Annotated in this window: 19 protein-coding genes; all 19 read right to left on the reverse strand. The window is 52.4% G+C overall.

Annotated features, from left to right (window positions below; translation table 11 throughout):
* Positions 1–205: 205 nt before the first annotated feature.
* Entirely contained in the window at positions 206–517 is a 312-nt protein-coding gene (rpmA, locus tag XI25_RS26875) for a 50S ribosomal protein L27 (protein ID WP_046680503.1), read from the reverse strand.
* Positions 518–522: 5 nt separating this feature from the next.
* Positions 523–867, reverse strand: coding sequence for a ribosomal-processing cysteine protease Prp (locus tag XI25_RS26880; protein WP_046680502.1), 345 nt, complete (start codon positions 865–867; stop codon positions 523–525).
* A 13-nt stretch (positions 868–880) separates the two neighbouring features.
* Positions 881–1,192, reverse strand: a complete 312-nt coding sequence (gene rplU, locus XI25_RS26885; protein ID WP_046680501.1) for a 50S ribosomal protein L21 — start codon at positions 1,190–1,192, stop codon at positions 881–883.
* A gap of 171 nt (positions 1,193–1,363) precedes the next feature.
* Positions 1,364–2,590 carry an Rne/Rng family ribonuclease gene (locus XI25_RS26890; protein WP_046680500.1) on the reverse strand — a complete coding sequence of 409 codons (1,227 nt, stop codon included), beginning with the start codon at positions 2,588–2,590 and terminating at the stop codon, positions 1,364–1,366.
* 109 nt (positions 2,591–2,699) lie between these two features.
* Positions 2,700–3,566: a M50 family metallopeptidase gene (locus XI25_RS26895; protein WP_046680499.1), complete on the reverse strand. Its 867-nt coding sequence runs from the start codon at positions 3,564–3,566 to the stop codon at positions 2,700–2,702.
* On the reverse strand, positions 3,563–4,063 hold the full coding sequence (locus tag XI25_RS35465; protein ID WP_235440451.1) for a peptidoglycan DD-metalloendopeptidase family protein: 501 nt from the start codon (positions 4,061–4,063) through the stop codon (positions 3,563–3,565). Before XI25_RS35465 ends, XI25_RS26895 begins: the two co-directional genes overlap by 4 nt.
* Positions 4,011–4,454 (reverse strand): hypothetical protein, encoded by a 444-nt coding sequence (locus tag XI25_RS35470; protein WP_235440452.1) that lies wholly within the window; start codon positions 4,452–4,454, stop codon positions 4,011–4,013. Before XI25_RS35470 ends, XI25_RS35465 begins: the two co-directional genes overlap by 53 nt.
* Positions 4,455–4,662: 208 nt before the next feature.
* Positions 4,663–5,457, reverse strand: a complete 795-nt coding sequence (minD, locus tag XI25_RS26905) for a septum site-determining protein MinD (RefSeq protein WP_046680497.1) — start codon at positions 5,455–5,457, stop codon at positions 4,663–4,665.
* A 3-nt stretch (positions 5,458–5,460) separates the two neighbouring features.
* The gene (gene minC, locus XI25_RS26910; protein ID WP_046680496.1) at positions 5,461–6,123 is read right to left on the reverse strand and encodes a septum site-determining protein MinC; all 663 of its coding nucleotides are present in this window, start codon (positions 6,121–6,123) and stop codon (positions 5,461–5,463) included.
* Between the two features lie 83 nt (positions 6,124–6,206).
* Complete coding sequence (gene mreD / locus XI25_RS26915; RefSeq protein ID WP_046680495.1) at positions 6,207–6,734, reverse strand: rod shape-determining protein MreD; 528 nt, start codon at positions 6,732–6,734, stop codon at positions 6,207–6,209.
* Entirely contained in the window at positions 6,731–7,594 is an 864-nt protein-coding gene (mreC, locus tag XI25_RS26920) for a rod shape-determining protein MreC (protein ID WP_268794557.1), read from the reverse strand. Before mreC ends, mreD begins: the two co-directional genes overlap by 4 nt.
* 68 nt (positions 7,595–7,662) lie before the next feature.
* Positions 7,663–8,697 carry a rod shape-determining protein gene (locus tag XI25_RS26925; RefSeq protein WP_046680493.1) on the reverse strand — a complete coding sequence of 345 codons (1,035 nt, stop codon included), beginning with the start codon at positions 8,695–8,697 and terminating at the stop codon, positions 7,663–7,665.
* Between the two features lie 39 nt (positions 8,698–8,736).
* Entirely contained in the window at positions 8,737–9,426 is a 690-nt protein-coding gene (radC, locus tag XI25_RS26930) for a RadC family protein (RefSeq protein ID WP_046680492.1), read from the reverse strand.
* Between the two features lie 60 nt (positions 9,427–9,486).
* A complete protein-coding gene (locus XI25_RS26935; protein ID WP_046680491.1) occupies positions 9,487–10,092 on the reverse strand; it encodes a Maf family protein in 606 nt (201 codons plus the stop codon).
* A 22-nt stretch (positions 10,093–10,114) separates the two neighbouring features.
* A complete protein-coding gene (locus XI25_RS26940; protein ID WP_046680490.1) occupies positions 10,115–10,357 on the reverse strand; it encodes a DUF4321 domain-containing protein in 243 nt (80 codons plus the stop codon).
* A gap of 138 nt (positions 10,358–10,495) precedes the next feature.
* Positions 10,496–10,621: a hypothetical protein gene (locus XI25_RS35960; protein WP_268794580.1), complete on the reverse strand. Its 126-nt coding sequence runs from the start codon at positions 10,619–10,621 to the stop codon at positions 10,496–10,498.
* 22 nt (positions 10,622–10,643) lie between these two features.
* On the reverse strand, positions 10,644–11,675 hold the full coding sequence (locus XI25_RS26945) for an SPOR domain-containing protein (protein WP_052759779.1): 1,032 nt from the start codon (positions 11,673–11,675) through the stop codon (positions 10,644–10,646).
* Positions 11,676–11,894: 219 nt separating this feature from the next.
* Positions 11,895–13,271, reverse strand: a complete 1,377-nt coding sequence (murC, locus tag XI25_RS26950; protein ID WP_046680522.1) for a UDP-N-acetylmuramate--L-alanine ligase — start codon at positions 13,269–13,271, stop codon at positions 11,895–11,897.
* 7 nt (positions 13,272–13,278) lie between these two features.
* Positions 13,279–14,655, reverse strand: a complete 1,377-nt coding sequence (locus XI25_RS26955) for a bifunctional folylpolyglutamate synthase/dihydrofolate synthase (RefSeq protein WP_046680488.1) — start codon at positions 14,653–14,655, stop codon at positions 13,279–13,281.
* Between the last annotated feature and the right edge of the window lie 16 nt (positions 14,656–14,671).

Below are 14,671 nucleotides of genomic sequence, written 5' to 3' on the forward strand. Positions count from 1 at the left end.
CGAAGCTTATMCTTTCTTGATCTCTAAAGAAAAACGTCTATCGACGTACTTTCTCAGAAGACAGACCGCATTTAGCGGAAGTTTTTCTTGCGAGATAAGGAAGCCGCGTCTCCGAAGCTTATCCTTTCTTATCTCTTAAAAAAAGAAGCCCCCGGCAACTAATAATGCCGGAGACTTCTTATCTGTAAGCCCCTATAAGAAGCAATTAAGCTTCCACTGCAGCCGCTACCGGAGCAGCCTCAACCGGGTAGACGCTCACTTTCTTGCGATCACGACCCCAACGTTCGAATTTCACGACGCCATCGACTTTCGCAAACAAAGTATCGTCTTTACCGATGCCTACGTTTGTGCCTGGGTGAATTTTCGTTCCGCGTTGGCGAACAAGGATGCTGCCGCCGGTCACTACCTGACCGTCCGCACGTTTCACGCCCAAACGTTTCGCTTCACTGTCGCGACCGTTCTTTGTGGAACCCACACCTTTTTTCGATGCGAATAACTGAAGATCCAACTTCAACATGTTGTCTACCTCCTTCTTTTAGTAGTCATTTCTTTTATTTGAATATACTCACGGTATGAATCTGCAATTCCTTGCAACATCAGCACCATGGACTCGAGAAGCAGCTGAACTTGACCGGAATTCGTCGACTCCTCTTCAGACGGAAGCACCGCACTGAGAAAGCCGCCCTTCATTCGGGTCTCCATGATTGTACCGGTTAACGCTTCAATGGAGTTCACCGTACCTACGGTAACGCTGGAAACTCCGGCGCATACGATATCTTGTCCAGGGTCGGCATAACCCGCATGCCCCTTGACTTCAAAACCATGGATTCGTCCGTCTTCCTTGCGTGAAATTTGTACAGTAATCAATTACCGCACCTTCTTACGCTTGGATTTTCTCGATGGTTACTTTTGTATAAGGCTGACGATGGCCTTGCTTCTTGTGGTAGTTTTTCTTCGGCTTGTATTTGTATACAACGACCTTGCGGCCTTTGCCGTGTTTCTCTACCTTCGCGGTTACGGATGCACCGGAAACAACCGGCGTACCTGCTACCAGTCCGTCCCCTTTGGAAACAGCCAGTACACGGTCGAAAGTCACACTTTCCCCGTCACCTGCGTTCAGCTTCTCGATGAACAATACATCGCCCTCTTGAACTTTGTATTGTTTGCCACCAGTTTCGATAATAGCGTACATTTGCTTGCACCTCCTCATGTCTCAGACTCGCCTGATTCAGGTGTCCGTTCAATGGTTTGACCGTCCTTGTCAACCCGATCGGAGCGGTTACAGCATGTGCAGCAATTGCTCGCTATACACATACCTGATGATAATACCACAATCCGTTCATAGCGTCAATAGAATTACCGTTTAAACCATGCCTGTCCCGCCGCAAGCCTTACATATTCGGGAAAACGGGGCCAGGAAGCTTTCCCGGGCTTTTTTGCGCGTCATCTCCAAAAGCCCCAGCTTGGTCCAGCCGACCACAAAGCTCTTCGTCCGGTCTTTGCGCATGCCTTCTTCCATTACGGCGATGACCTCGCGCCGGTGTTCCTCTTCCTCCATGTCGATAAAATCAACGATAATCATGCCGCCGATGTCCCGTAGACGAATGATGCGCGCTATTTCCCGGGCGGCCAGCAGATTCGTTTTGGTAACCGTGTCTTCAAAGCTGTCCCCGCCTGTATACTTTGCGGTATTCACATCGATAACCGTAAGGGCCTCCGTCTGATCGACCACGATGGTTCCCCCGCCAGGCAGGATAATTTGTCTGGAAAAACCCGCTTTCAGCTGATCCTCGATCCCGTATGACTGAAAAATATGCCCCTTGCCCTCATAAACCCGGACCTTGGGATTGCTTCCCGGCATCAGATCAGCCAGATAGCTTTTCGCTTCACGGGCGTCACGCTCGCAGTCGATAATCATCTCGTCCCGATCGGGATCGAAAGCATCCCGGATAAACCGCTGCAAAATCCCCAGATCCCGATGCAATAAAGCGGGAGAAGAGGCTTCGGCGGCACGTTCCTGAATCCGCCCCCACTCCAGCCTCAACCATTCCAGGTCGCCTAAAACGGCTTCGACCGGCTCCTCTTCGGACACCGTACGCATGATAATGCCTTCTTCCCCGTGCCTCAGACGCTCCCCGATCATCTTAAGCCGCAAACGTTCCGCTTCCTTGGCTATCTTCTTGGATACCGCAACGTAATCGGAGTTCGGCATAAACACGATAAACCTTCCCGGCAGCGAAAAATGCGTTGTAACCCTGGCGCCTTTTCCGCCCCTCGCTTCCTTCATGACCTGTACCACCAGCTCCTGACCGACGGACAACAGTTCGGTTATGGAAGGTTTTTGCTTGGGCTGTTTTTCAAGGTGGGGATGCAGAACATCGTCCACATACAAGAAAGCATTCTTTTTCAGACCAATATCGACGAAAGCGGCCTGCATCCCCGGAAGCACGTTTACAACTTTCCCTTTATAAAAACTGCCGACGATGCTTTGCTCCCGGCTTCGCTCAGCCGCATATTCCACAAGCCTGTCATCTTCAATGAGGGCCATCTGGATGGTTTCCGGTTCACAGTGTACGATTAATTGTTTCATGGCTTCACCTCTCCATGGAAGACTACTCCATTGTACCATCCTATCACGAAGTCGCCCTTAAGGGGGCACTAAAACGCCATTTTTTTCCACATTGTTTCCTTCACGCTATTTACGGATACCACGGGGTCCCGCCGGATGCAAAGTACGAAGCTATCACATGCTGCTCCGGTACGACGGCCATCAGGCCTCCCTGGCGATTCATGACATAGATCAAATGATATTTCTCTCTTTTAAATAAACGCAAAATCTCATGCAAAGGTTTCGAGGAATCCGCAACAATCGGCTGCGCCCCAGCTGTCCTAAGCTCATGATCCTCAAACATCCGGCTTCGGGTCACCAAAAATCTCAAAAAGCGGTAAGGAACGTTGCGGTGATCCTCAAAATTCGAATAAGCCAAAAACAATCCGATCATAAGCAGGTTGAGCCTAAGCCCTTCCCCGCTCAGCAAGGGCCACAGTCCATATCCGAGCAGAAGAAGGCTGCATGCCAGACCGGCTCTGGCGGTCCACAGCAAAGTTGCATGATACGGAACAAACAGGCTGACTAAAGCCTGCAGTACCTTCCCCCCATCCAAAGGCAGAATCGGCAGCAAGTTGAACAAGGCGATGATCAGGTTGCCCTGAATAATGTACGACAAAAACGGCCCGTCCCCCAAGCCGGCGCTCTGGCACGTTAAGGCAGCGCCGATCATGATCGCGTTTTGCAGCGGCCCGGCCAAGGCAATCACGATTTCCCTAACCGCATTCAAACGTCCTTCAACATCCTCGATGACGGCCACTCCGCCAAACGGCAGCATCTGGATGGATCTTACCTTGAAGCCCATAGCCAGAGCCGCCCCCGCATGACCCAGCTCGTGGATGAACACGATCCCAAACAAAGTGAGCAGTTCCAAGAAACGGCCGGTAATTACGGACGCCAGCATGACGATGACAAAAAGAGGGTGCAGCGAAAGAACCGTGCCCCGGACGCTGATCAAAACGAGATCACATCCGCAGGATCCACCGTGCGATCGCCTTCTTTTAACATAAAGTAAAGCGCCGGTTGCTCCCCGCCGGATTCCGCGGGCAAGGTTCCGACGACATCCCCTCCCTGCACCCAATCATTCACCTTCAGAGCCGAAGCGGCAAGTCCGCTGTACAGCGCGGTTCGCCTGCCCGTATGCTGGATCAGTACCGAAAACGTGGAATCCTGTAGTTTTTTTACTTCCAGAACCCGGCCTGTTTCAACGCTCTTGACCTCCGGCGAGGACTGCGAATCCTCTTTAGGCACGATCAGAATGCCTTTCATATCCATGGCAAAGGATTGCACGATGCGGCCGTTCAACGGCGGCGTCAATGATACCGAACCGTTGACCTTGGTCGTGTCCTGCTCGCTTTGTCCAAAAATCGGGATAAAAGACGGGGCCCCGCCGAAATGCTCCTCATACCAGGTTTGGGCCGCCTGAAAATCCATTTCCCGGCTCAAGCTGTCCATGATATAGAGCTGAGCCCGAACCGCCCAAGGCTCCTGTATCGAAAAAAATTCCCCATACCGCCCCGAATAGCAGCGCACTAACGGTAATCCTTCGCAGCATGCTGCCGACAAAAGAAAATTTCTTCCGAGGAGGCGGCGCATCCGGCGATGCGTCATACCAGCCGCGGTAACCCTGCTTCCACAACTTTTCCGGGTCGGGCTCCATTTCCGGTGGAAGCGTGTCGGTATCCGGCTTAGAAAGTCGCGGTTGCTGTATATCATCGAATACCTTTCCATTCTTGACTGCCGGTTTATGAGTTTGAAATTCAAGGTTCTCTCCAGGTGCTCTTTTCTCCAAAATTTCCTTGATTCGAACTTGTCTCCTATGTTTAACCGAGGATTTGATGTCCAATGCTTTCTCCCCCTTGGGGCTTGTTTTACTCTATCCTATGAGAAGAGCAAACCGGTTTAGAACAAGCCCCTTTTGCTCACGGGAGCAGACGTTATCCTCGGATTCGGGCCGGATTGAAGTATCCGACAACTCGGATAATGCTGTTAATGGAACAAAAAAAACCGATGCGGGACAAGCGCATCGGCAAAGTAAACGAAGGATGATTGCATTAACCCATTCCGAAAAATTTCTTAAAGCGCGTAAACATTCCTTTTTTCTGATGAATCTGCATCAAAGGAACCGTGTCTCCAAGAATGCGGCGAGCGATATTCCGATAAGCGATGGCGGCCGAAGAATCGGGGTTCATGACCGTCGGCTCCCCGACATTCGCGGCTTTAATGACCAACTCGTCGTCCGGAACGATTCCGATAAGATCAATGTTCAGCACTTGGAGCACATCCTCGATTTCGAGCATATCGCCCGATTTCACCATGTTCGGTCGGATCCGATTGACCACAAGCTTGGGCGATTCCACATGGGAGCTTTCCAAAAGCCCGATAATGCGGTCGGCATCGCGCACGGCCGCGTTTTCCGGAGTGGTTACGACAATGGCCTTATCGGCTCCGGCAATAGCGTTTTTGAATCCCTGCTCGATCCCTGCCGGGCAATCGATGATGATGTACTCGTATTCCTTCTTCAATTCCAGGATGATGTCCTTCACCTGATCCGGTGAAACGGCGTTTTTGTCCTTCGTCTGGGCTGCAGGCAGCATATACAGCTCGTCAAAGCGCTTATCCTTGATCAGCGCCTGATTGAGACGGCAGCGCCCTTCCGCGACATCGCACAAATCGTATATGATCCGATTTTCGAGACCCATGACGACGTCGAGATTTCGAAGACCGATATCGGTGTCCACCAGACACACTTTTTTGCCCAGCAGTGCCAGGGCCGTGCCGATGTTCGCGGAGGTAGTCGTTTTTCCGACTCCGCCTTTGCCTGATGTTACGACGATTGCCTCTCCCATGTTCTACACCCCTTTAAACACATTAAAATCCCGGCCCAAACGAACGATGTTGCTGATCTTGTCTATTTTCATGCTTCCGTCCTGCAAATAAGCAAATTCCATGATCGTCTCGCGCGTTTCCCACTCATCCGGCGGTCTGCTGATCATATCGGAGATGCGCAGCTGGGTGGGAGCCAGGTAGGATGCCGCTATAATAGCGTTCTCGTTGCCTTCTACGCCTGCATGAGCCGTTCCCCGGAGGGCACCCAGTATGTAGATGTCGCCGGTCGCCGTAATGGTGCCGCCCGGATTGACATCTCCCAGGAACAATAAATCGCCCGCATGATGCAACACCTGCCCGGAACGAACCATTCCTGTCTTCACGGCAGGTCCGTACTCCGGCTCGGGCTCCGGCTCCAGCGGAGGCGATTCCACCGTACGAATAAGCAGATTCCCCTTTTGCTTCAAAATATCAAGGATGGATTGCTTTTGCTCTTCCGTGATGCGGCGGTTCCCCAACTTTATATCCACATGGATGATGGGACCGGTCAAAATATTTTGATGGCTATGCTCAAGCTTGTACCGAAGTTCGGTCAGCAATTCTTCCAATTCGCATTGATCGTCAAGCAGGAATACCAGGCCATCTTTGATGCCCTTAATCGTTACATGATTGGATTTTACAGCCATAAGCCTGTCCCTCCCATCTTCATACATTTCGCGCCCTAACCCTATAGTTCCTGCTGGTCTTCCTAAAATGTCAGATTTACGGATCAGGCTGCCTTGCTTCTCTTCGGCCCTTTGGCGATGAAATCGAATTGCTTTCGAAGAGGGACATAAATAATCAAGGCAAACGCAAAATGAATAAGGAGATCGGGCAGCATATGATTCAGCAGGGCCCAGTTATACGAATCCGGGTTTATCCGGAACAGCTTGTATATTCCGAACAGCATGCTGTCAAGCAGCAGGCTGCCCAGAATCACCGCCGTCATCATGATCGGCAGCGGCGCTCTCGGCGTCTTGAACAAGAGTCCGATAATATAAGCCGATACTCCCATCGTAAATGAATAAGTTCCGATCATCTCTCCATAATATACCACGTCGTGAAGCATTCCGAATACGAGCCCCAGAACCAGCCCCGTATGGCGGTGATGATAAATCGTCGCAAACAAAATGGCCACGTACATGAAGTTGGGATTGATTTTTCCCTGCAGCGAGCTTGGCGTCAGCCAAAAGCCGACGGTCCCCTGCAAAATGAACACCAAAAACAACAGCAGAATCAATACCTGATGACGTTTCATCCCTTGGGCTCCTCCGGCGTGAACACGACCAGAAGCGTTTTCCAATCCTGAAAGCTGGCCGACGGTTTGATCGTAGCCGTTTTGGTGAGTCCGAATTCGCCGGTTTCGACCTTTTCGACCGTTCCTATGATCATGCCGCGCGGAATGACGCCTCCGTTGCCCGAGGAAATGATGAGGTCTCCCTCTTTAATCTTATCATCCTGCGGAATACGGGTCATTTTCAGCATCTTTGTCTTCTTGTCATAACTTTCGATGATGCCGAAGGTATCCTTGTTCGAGGCCGTGGCGGCGATCTGCTGGCGTTTCGCGTCCTGCGGGTCAAGCGTCGTCAGCAATTTGACGGTCGAGGTAAAATTGCCGACATGGCTGATGACGCCGACCATCCCCTCCACAGAGGTTACGGACATGTTCATGCGAACACCTTCCTCGGCTCCCAGATCGATCACCAGCGTATGATTGTTCGGATCCTGGTTCACACTTAGCACGTTGGCCGGGCGATAATCATAGTCGAATCTCTTCTTCTGGGCTTCCGTAAATCTCAGCATGTTCATGTAATCGATGTTCTCGTTCTTGATGCGATGGTACTCCGCGCTTTCGCGGACGTACTGGGCTACCGTTTTTTTCAGGCGCTCGTTCTCCGCGTAAACTTCCTTCATGTCGCGTACATCTTCAAAGAAGCCCGCTATATAAGCAGCGGGCTTGTAAAATACGCCTTGCACAAAACCTACCGTATCCCTCACGAACTTCTCGGGCCAAGTCAACCCCATCCTTGGCCCTAGCGTGAAGCCCATAAGAGCAATGAACGTGACAAGCCCGATCAGCATAATAAACAGACGCTTGTTGCCTAGCAGCTTAAACAGTTTTCAACACCCTCTAACGTTACTGTTTTCTCTCCCACTTACCAGGGGTTGACACACATAAGTTCACACTACCGTTTGGAACGGACGGCAGAGCTGCTGCGGGATTTAAACAGGTGAATATTATCGAGCGCTTTTCCCGTACCGATCGCTACGCAATCCAGCGGATTCTCCGCCACGATGACAGGCATGCCGGTTTCCTCGGCGAGCAGCTTGTCCAGATTGCGGAGCAGCGCGCCTCCGCCCGTAAGCACGATACCGCGGTCCATAATGTCTGCGGCCAGCTCCGGCGGGCACTTCTCAAGCGTAACTTTCACGGCATCCACGATCGCGTTAATCGTATCGGCCAGAGCTTCGCTGATTTCATCCGATGTAATCGAGATGGTCTTCGGCAGCCCCGTTACGAGGTCACGTCCGCGAATTTCCATCGTTTCCACCGTTTCCAGAGGCATGGCCGAACCGACCTCCATCTTAAGCTGCTCCGCGGTACGCTCCCCGATCATGAGGTTATACTGGCGCTTGATGTAAGAAATAATGGAATCGTCCATCTCGTCGCCCGCAACGCGCACGGAACGGCTGGTAACAATGCCGCCTAGCGAAATAACGGCAACTTCCGTCGTGCCGCCGCCGATATCGACGACCATGCTGCCTGTCGGCTCCCATACCGGAAGGTCCGCACCGATCGCTGCGGCAAAAGGCTCTTCAATCGTATAAGCTTCGCGGGCACCCGCTTGCTTCGTAGCGTCTTCTACCGCGCGCTGCTCAACCGCCGTAATGCCGGAAGGCACGCATACCATCACGTTGGGATGGCGCGGAAACAGCGAGCGCTGCTTTTGCGCCTGGCGGAGAAAATACTTGATCATGGTTGCCGTCGTATCAAAATCGGCGATAACGCCGTCTTTCATCGGACGGATAGCGCGGATATTGCCCGGTGTGCGCCCAATCATCTTCTTGGCGGATTCGCCAACCGCCTCAATCGTTTTGGTATCCGTACGCAAAGCTACCACGGAAGGCTCTCTGACCACGATTCCTTTTCCACGGACATAAACAAGTGTATTCGCCGTCCCCAAATCAATTCCCAAATCTTTCGTGAAACCACCTAACATGCTGCAATCTCCCTTTCTTCCTCAATCTGAACTATTATATTACATCAGGCCCCGTTCCTTCAAACTTACAAACGTTCCGTCTCCAATGATCAAATGGTCCAAAACATCAATTCCGATAATACTCCCGGCTTCTACCAATCGTGAGGTCAGGGATATGTCTTCGGGACTTGGTGTAGGATCGCCGCTCGGATGGTTATGTGCACATACCAATGACGCACTGCTGCATTTGATAGCGGCTCTAAACACCTCGCGGGGATGAACGATGGAGGCGTTTAAGCTTCCCATGGAAAGCGTTTCTTGGGCTATGACGTGATTTTTAGTGTTTAAAAACAAGCAAACAAAGTGCTCCTTCTGGAGATAACGCAGCTGTTCGCTCAGCAACTCGGCCGCGTCGTGAGGGCTGCGTATGATGACCGGCTCCATATGCCTCGAACTGGCGAGCCGCCGTCCAAGTTCGATTCCCGCCTTAAGCTGAACGGCCTTGGCGGTTCCTATTCCCTTGATTTGCGTCAATTCCTCAATGCTGAGATCGACCAGATGGCGGATGCTCCCGATCTGTTTCAGAATTCGCTGTGCCACATGGACCGCAGACTCCTGACGGGTTCCCGTCCTAAGCAGTATCGCCAGAAGCTCAGCGTGGCTCAAAGCGCTCGCCCCATATGACATCATGCGCTCTCTAGGTCGTTCTTCATGGGGGATGTCGCGCAGCAAAAATGCGGGCGACTCCATAGTTTCCCCTCTTTCCTTAGACTTAAATCATACTCTGCCAATCCTGCCGAACAACTGAAATTAACCCAACACCGTTATTCCCATCTCTTCCAGCATATCGCTTAGAAGGGACAGGGGAAGGCCTACAACGTTAAAATAATCACCCTCGATGCTGTCCACAATGGTGGCTCCAAGGCCCTGAATAGCATACGCGCCGGCTTTGTCGGCGGGCTCCCCGCTGCGCACGTAGGAAACGATCTCTTCTTCGCTTAACGGCTTCATGCGAACGGAAGTTACCCGGTGGCGGACGATGCTGCGTCCCGTCTCCGCATCCACGCAGGCTACCCCGGTGTACACTTTATGGGTGCGTCCCTGCAAACCCGATAGCATTCTTACGGCATCTTGTTCGTCCGCCGGTTTGCCAAGTATATCACCCTCGAGAACGACAATCGTGTCACTCCCTACAATGACCGCGCTCCCGCTTGCTTCGGAAAGCTTGCGGTAGACAGCATCCGCCTTTCTTAGCGACAGGGTTTCGACAATCATATCGGGACTCCACCCGAAAGGCGTGTCCTCATCGGCATCGCTTCCCATGATCTCGAACGGGATCCGCAGCGATGCTATCAGCTCTTGGCGCCGCGGGGATGTAGACGCCAGTATAATGTATCGCGATGCCTTTTCTTTCACGAGGGTATGTCTCCTTTTGTAGTCAGAGCCTGCGGTACAGCCAGACCGCTGTGATCATGCCGATCAAACCCAGCAGGCAAAGCTTGATTTCAATGTTAATGTCATAGTTTATGATGTCCAATTGTGCTTCGGGCGACCACTTGATTATTGTCGAAGCGGTCAGAAAAGACAGAGCTTTGACAGGCAGCAGCAGTTTTGCGATCCACGTTCCGGTCAGCCACCCCAGCAGTATAAACAAAAAAAGCACTCCTGCGTTTTTCTTCATCCGTCCTCTTCCCTCGCCATTTTTTGACACCCTCATTATTATACGGTGTATCGGTAAGCAATACAAACAGAAATCCGGCAGGGGGAACTATTTCCAGTTCGCCTGCCGGATTTTGCAAATCGTAATCGGTTGCAGCATTTATAAAGCTTCTACAAGCTTTCTTTGACTCATGATATAGTTCATCATGCCCGCTTGAATTTCCCACAAATGCCCCTTGGCCCGATTTTTGTTGTATTCCGAAAGGGCCGTCACGGAACTGTTCATGCTCTGCTCCATGTTTTTAAGTTCAGTCCCTGCCTCGGGACCCAGTCCCAAAGAGACCAGCTTGATTGCCTCTATCCACTGCAAATGAAGACCGGTGATAGCTTTCATCGATTCCCCGTTCACGGGGCCCGGACTTTCCATGCTGAGCAAAGACGAGGATAACAAGCTGAGCTGTGATGCCAGTCCGCCGCTCACCTCGAAAAAAAATGTCCAGTGCTGCCGCATCCCCTGCAAAAATGGCCGATTGCGCTCCAGGCATCGTCACTTCCCGTACATACAGCTCAACGCCCTCGTCCTTGAGCTGGCTGCTGAGGAGCTTAGCCTGCTCCCTGTCGGGCGAAACACCTGCATATACCCGGTTATCCATGGATGTATCGCCGTAAGCCGCAAGACCTGATTGCGTCAACTCTCCCTTGGCCTGTTCGGCGCGCTCCCCAGTGCTGAACACTCCGTATTGTAGCAGGTAAAAGGTCTTTTCGGGAATCGACACCGCGATCGAGGCCCCGCCCGCAGCCGGAGCAGCTCCGTCCGTTCCGCTATCGTTTTCGCCAGCCAAAGCGGCCGTTTGATCCGGACCGCTTTTTTCCGGCAAGACTTCCTTGTTTGAAGTTCCTCCGTTAAACATGTTGAGCACAATCGTTCCAAACAGCAGTCCGGTTAAAACGGCAGCCGTGATCGAACCGGCCAGCTTCCATACCGAGGTCGGACGGCGCGACCGGTAGTACCCGTAATCCTCCCGGACAGCGTAACCCCCGCCTTCCATATTACTGGGTTCAAGGTAATCTATTCTATCCTCCGATTCAGGAGAAGGCTCGTACCAAACATCCGTTTTCGCGTAAATTCCCCTATCCATTTTTTCCGGATCGACGATGAGAGGACCCCTGACTATCTCTCCTTCCGCTTGGCCGTCATCCGGCTCCTCGGTATGAAGCAGCCGCCTGTGCTCCTCTGCCAAACTTCCTCCGCCTCTGCGGTCATGCCGATATGGCCTGAACTCTTCATTCAAGCGGTCGTCCTCTTGATCAAACCTGATCGTCATTCGTGCCTTGTTCATCCGTCCGTCCACCTCGCTCGTTCCTCTTCTACAACTACCTATATGTAGGACGCAGACAAGTTATGAACGGAAGCTGACAAACAAGCAAAAACTCCTCCGTCCTATAAGAAGATGAAGGCGTTTTTTCGCAAAAAAAACCACCCGGCTCCCTGAAGAGTTCAAGGATCGCGGGTGGTTCGATTATAACGAATATTCAAGCAGGATCAACATCGGCGTAAATTATTTGCCGCCTTTGAGGGAGTCGGCCAGAGACGCTCCGACCTTCCAAATATCTCCGGCTCCCATGGTCAAGACCAGATCGCCCGGTTGAACCCGTCCTCTGAGATCGTTCAAGACGTCCTCTTTGGTCGGCAGGTAACGGGCCCCCGCATTGCTGTTGCGGATAATCAGTTCGACCAGCTTGGCGGAGCTGACGCCTTCGATCTGTTTTTCGCCGGCAGGGGAATAAATATCGGTAATGATCACCTCGTCGGCTCCGCCGAAAGCACGGCTGAACGCGTCCAGCAGGAAAAACGTTCTGGAATAGCGCTGAGGCTGGAACACGGCAATGATCCGCTTCCCTGTTGCTTTAGCGGCACTGACCGTAGCCTCGATCTCGGTAGGATGATGGGCGTAGTCATCGATGACGAGTATATCATCAATCTCTCCAAGCACTTGAAATCGGCGCTTGGCTCCATTGAATTTAAAGATGGCCTTGGTTATATCCTCGAATGGCACTCCTGCCTTCATACAGGCGATTACCGTAGCCATGGCATTATACACATTATGCTTCCCGGGCACGGACAGCTCGACCTTTCCGAGTGCCTGCCCGTCGCGCGACATCGTAAAGGAAACATGCCGGTCTCCAAGCACCAGCTCACTGGCGGTATACTCCGCATCTCCATGAATGCCGTACGTGGTGACTTTGTTTTTCAACTCCGGCAGGATGGCACGGATGTTCTCGTCATCGGCACAAACAACGGCGGTTCCGTCTTCCCGAATCTGGCTTAAAAATTGCACGTATGCGGATTTAAGCCGGTTGAAATCACCGTCATAATTCTCAAGATGGTCAGCTTCAATGTTTAAGACGATCCCAAGCCAAGGGTGGTACTGAAGGAACGAGCCGTCGCTCTCATCCGCTTCGGCCACCACGTAATCCCCCTGCCCTGCCTTGGCATTCGTGCCCACATTCATGATTTCTCCGCCGATAATAAAGGTAGGGTCGACGCCGCATTCTTCCATAACCAAAGCGATCATGGACGATGTCGTCGTTTTTCCGTGGGCGCCCGCTACCGCGACGCCTTTCCTTTCATTCAGCAGTCTTGCAAGCATTTGGGCACGGTGGAGGACCGGGATGTTCAGTTCCTCGGCGGCCAGCCGTTCCACATTATCCCTGGACAATGCGGTAGAATAAACGACCAGGTCCGCTCCCTTCACCTGTTCCGCCGTATGGCCAATATATATTTTGGCGCCTTTGGCTGCCAGCTTTTCCGTTAACTCCTGGGAAGCCACGTCAGAACCCGTGACCTTATACCCCATTTCCAGCATAACCCGCGCAATGGCGCTCATTCCATAGCCGCCAATTCCGATAAAATGAACATGTTCTGAAGTATTCAACAGATTTTCACCAACCTTTTTCAGCATCGGAAAGTCCCAGGAGGCTGGAACGCACGTCGGCTATCAGATATAACGTGCCCGACACCACCCCAAGATCCTCCGCTTCCGTCCGTGACTTCAACAATTCAAGTGCGTTTTTCCAATCCGGTTCTATGATGATTTGCAGCGTTTGTTTGGCGTATTTCTCCCTTATCTGCTCTACGATGTTCCGTAACGCGTTGGCGTCCATTTTTCTCCGGAAATCCGGTTCGGTCAGGATAAGCGTATCCACTATAGGCAGTATATGCTTCAAATACGGTTCATGATGCTTATTTGCCAGCATTCCCATCATCAAGTTAAGCTTCCGGTATTCATAAATTTGCGGGAGGCTTTTGGCCAAGGATTCCGCTCCCTCGGGATTATGGGCCCCGTCCAGGACGATTCGGGGGGAGGAGCCTACCTGCTCCAGCCTGCCGGCCCAGCGCGTTTCCAAAAAGCCCTTATTCAAATCCTCTTTCTCGATAACAAACGCCATGTAATGCCGAAGCACCTCAAGCGTCATCATGGCGCAGGCGGCATTCGCGCACTGGTGCTCCCCCTGCAGCCCTATGCGTATTTCCGCCTCGCGGAACGGACCCGAAAAAGAGAACGTCTGCCCCTCTTCGTCCCCTCCGAGCCGCCGATAGGAAAACTGCTCCCCGGCCAGGTACAGCGTCGACCGGTTCCGGGCTGCGGCCTCCTTGATAACCTTCACCGCTTCCGGCTGGGTTACCGCACTGACGACAGGCACGCCCGGCTTGATGATGCCAGCCTTCTCCCCGGCGATTTCGGCAACCGTCTCGCCCAAAATGTCCGTATGGTCCATGCCGACATTGGTAATGACGGAAACGACCGGATGAACGATATTCGTCACGTCCATTCTGCCGCCGAGGCCGGTCTCCCATACGACGACATCCGGTACGCTTTCCTGGGCGTAATACAAAATCGCCAAGGCCGTCGATACTTCGAACATCGTCGGCGAACCGAGCTCGCCGCCGGCTATCTCCTGCACCAGCGGATACAAGCGATTGGCAAGCCTCAGCAAGGTCTCCTCCGGAATATCCTCACCGTTATATTGAAACCGATTCGTGAATTTCGTGATATACGGCGATGTGAAGGTTCCGACAGAATAACCGCTTTGTATAAGAACCCGGGTCAGAAAAGCACAGGTCGAGCCCTTGCCGTTCGTTCCGGCCACGTGAATAAACTTCAGCCGGCGTTCCGGATTGCCCAGCATCTCCATAAGTGCCTTGATCCGGTCAAGCCCGGGACGGATACCGAATGGGATCAGGCCGTTAATCCATTCCACGGCCTCTTCGTAACTTTGAAGAGGGGCCGACTGGCCGGCCCCGTTGTGGTAACTCATGCTTCTCACCTTCAGG

The sequence above is a fragment of the Paenibacillus sp. DMB20 genome, from assembly GCF_000987955.1.
Lineage (GTDB): Bacteria > Bacillota > Bacilli > Paenibacillales > Paenibacillaceae > Paenibacillus_AQ.

Bases quoted from the DNA above. Each gene is read 5' to 3' on its own strand.
- rpmA (WP_046680503.1), bottom strand. From the start codon at position 517: ATGTTGAAGTTGGATCTTCAGTTATTCGCATCGAAAAAAGGTGTGGGT.
- rplU (WP_046680501.1), bottom strand. From the start codon at position 1,192: ATGTACGCTATTATCGAAACTGGTGGCAAACAATACAAAGTTCAAGAG.
- XI25_RS26890 (WP_046680500.1), bottom strand. From the start codon at position 2,590: ATGAAACAATTAATCGTACACTGTGAACCGGAAACCATCCAGATGGCC.
- XI25_RS35465 (WP_235440451.1), bottom strand. From the start codon at position 4,063: ATGGACAGCTTGAGCCGGGAAATGGATTTTCAGGCGGCCCAAACCTGG.
- minD (WP_046680497.1), bottom strand. From the start codon at position 5,457: ATGGGAGAGGCAATCGTCGTAACATCAGGCAAAGGCGGAGTCGGAAAA.
- minC (WP_046680496.1), bottom strand. From the start codon at position 6,123: ATGGCTGTAAAATCCAATCATGTAACGATTAAGGGCATCAAAGATGGC.
- mreD (WP_046680495.1), bottom strand. From the start codon at position 6,734: ATGAAACGTCATCAGGTATTGATTCTGCTGTTGTTTTTGGTGTTCATT.
- XI25_RS26925 (WP_046680493.1), bottom strand. From the start codon at position 8,697: ATGTTAGGTGGTTTCACGAAAGATTTGGGAATTGATTTGGGGACGGCG.
- radC (WP_046680492.1), bottom strand. From the start codon at position 9,426: ATGGAGTCGCCCGCATTTTTGCTGCGCGACATCCCCCATGAAGAACGA.
- XI25_RS26940 (WP_046680490.1), bottom strand. From the start codon at position 10,357: ATGAAGAAAAACGCAGGAGTGCTTTTTTTGTTTATACTGCTGGGGTGG.
- XI25_RS35960 (WP_268794580.1), bottom strand. From the start codon at position 10,621: ATGAACAGTTCCGTGACGGCCCTTTCGGAATACAACAAAAATCGGGCC.
- XI25_RS26945 (WP_052759779.1), bottom strand. From the start codon at position 11,675: ATGAACAAGGCACGAATGACGATCAGGTTTGATCAAGAGGACGACCGC.
- XI25_RS26955 (WP_046680488.1), bottom strand. From the start codon at position 14,655: ATGAGTTACCACAACGGGGCCGGCCAGTCGGCCCCTCTTCAAAGTTAC.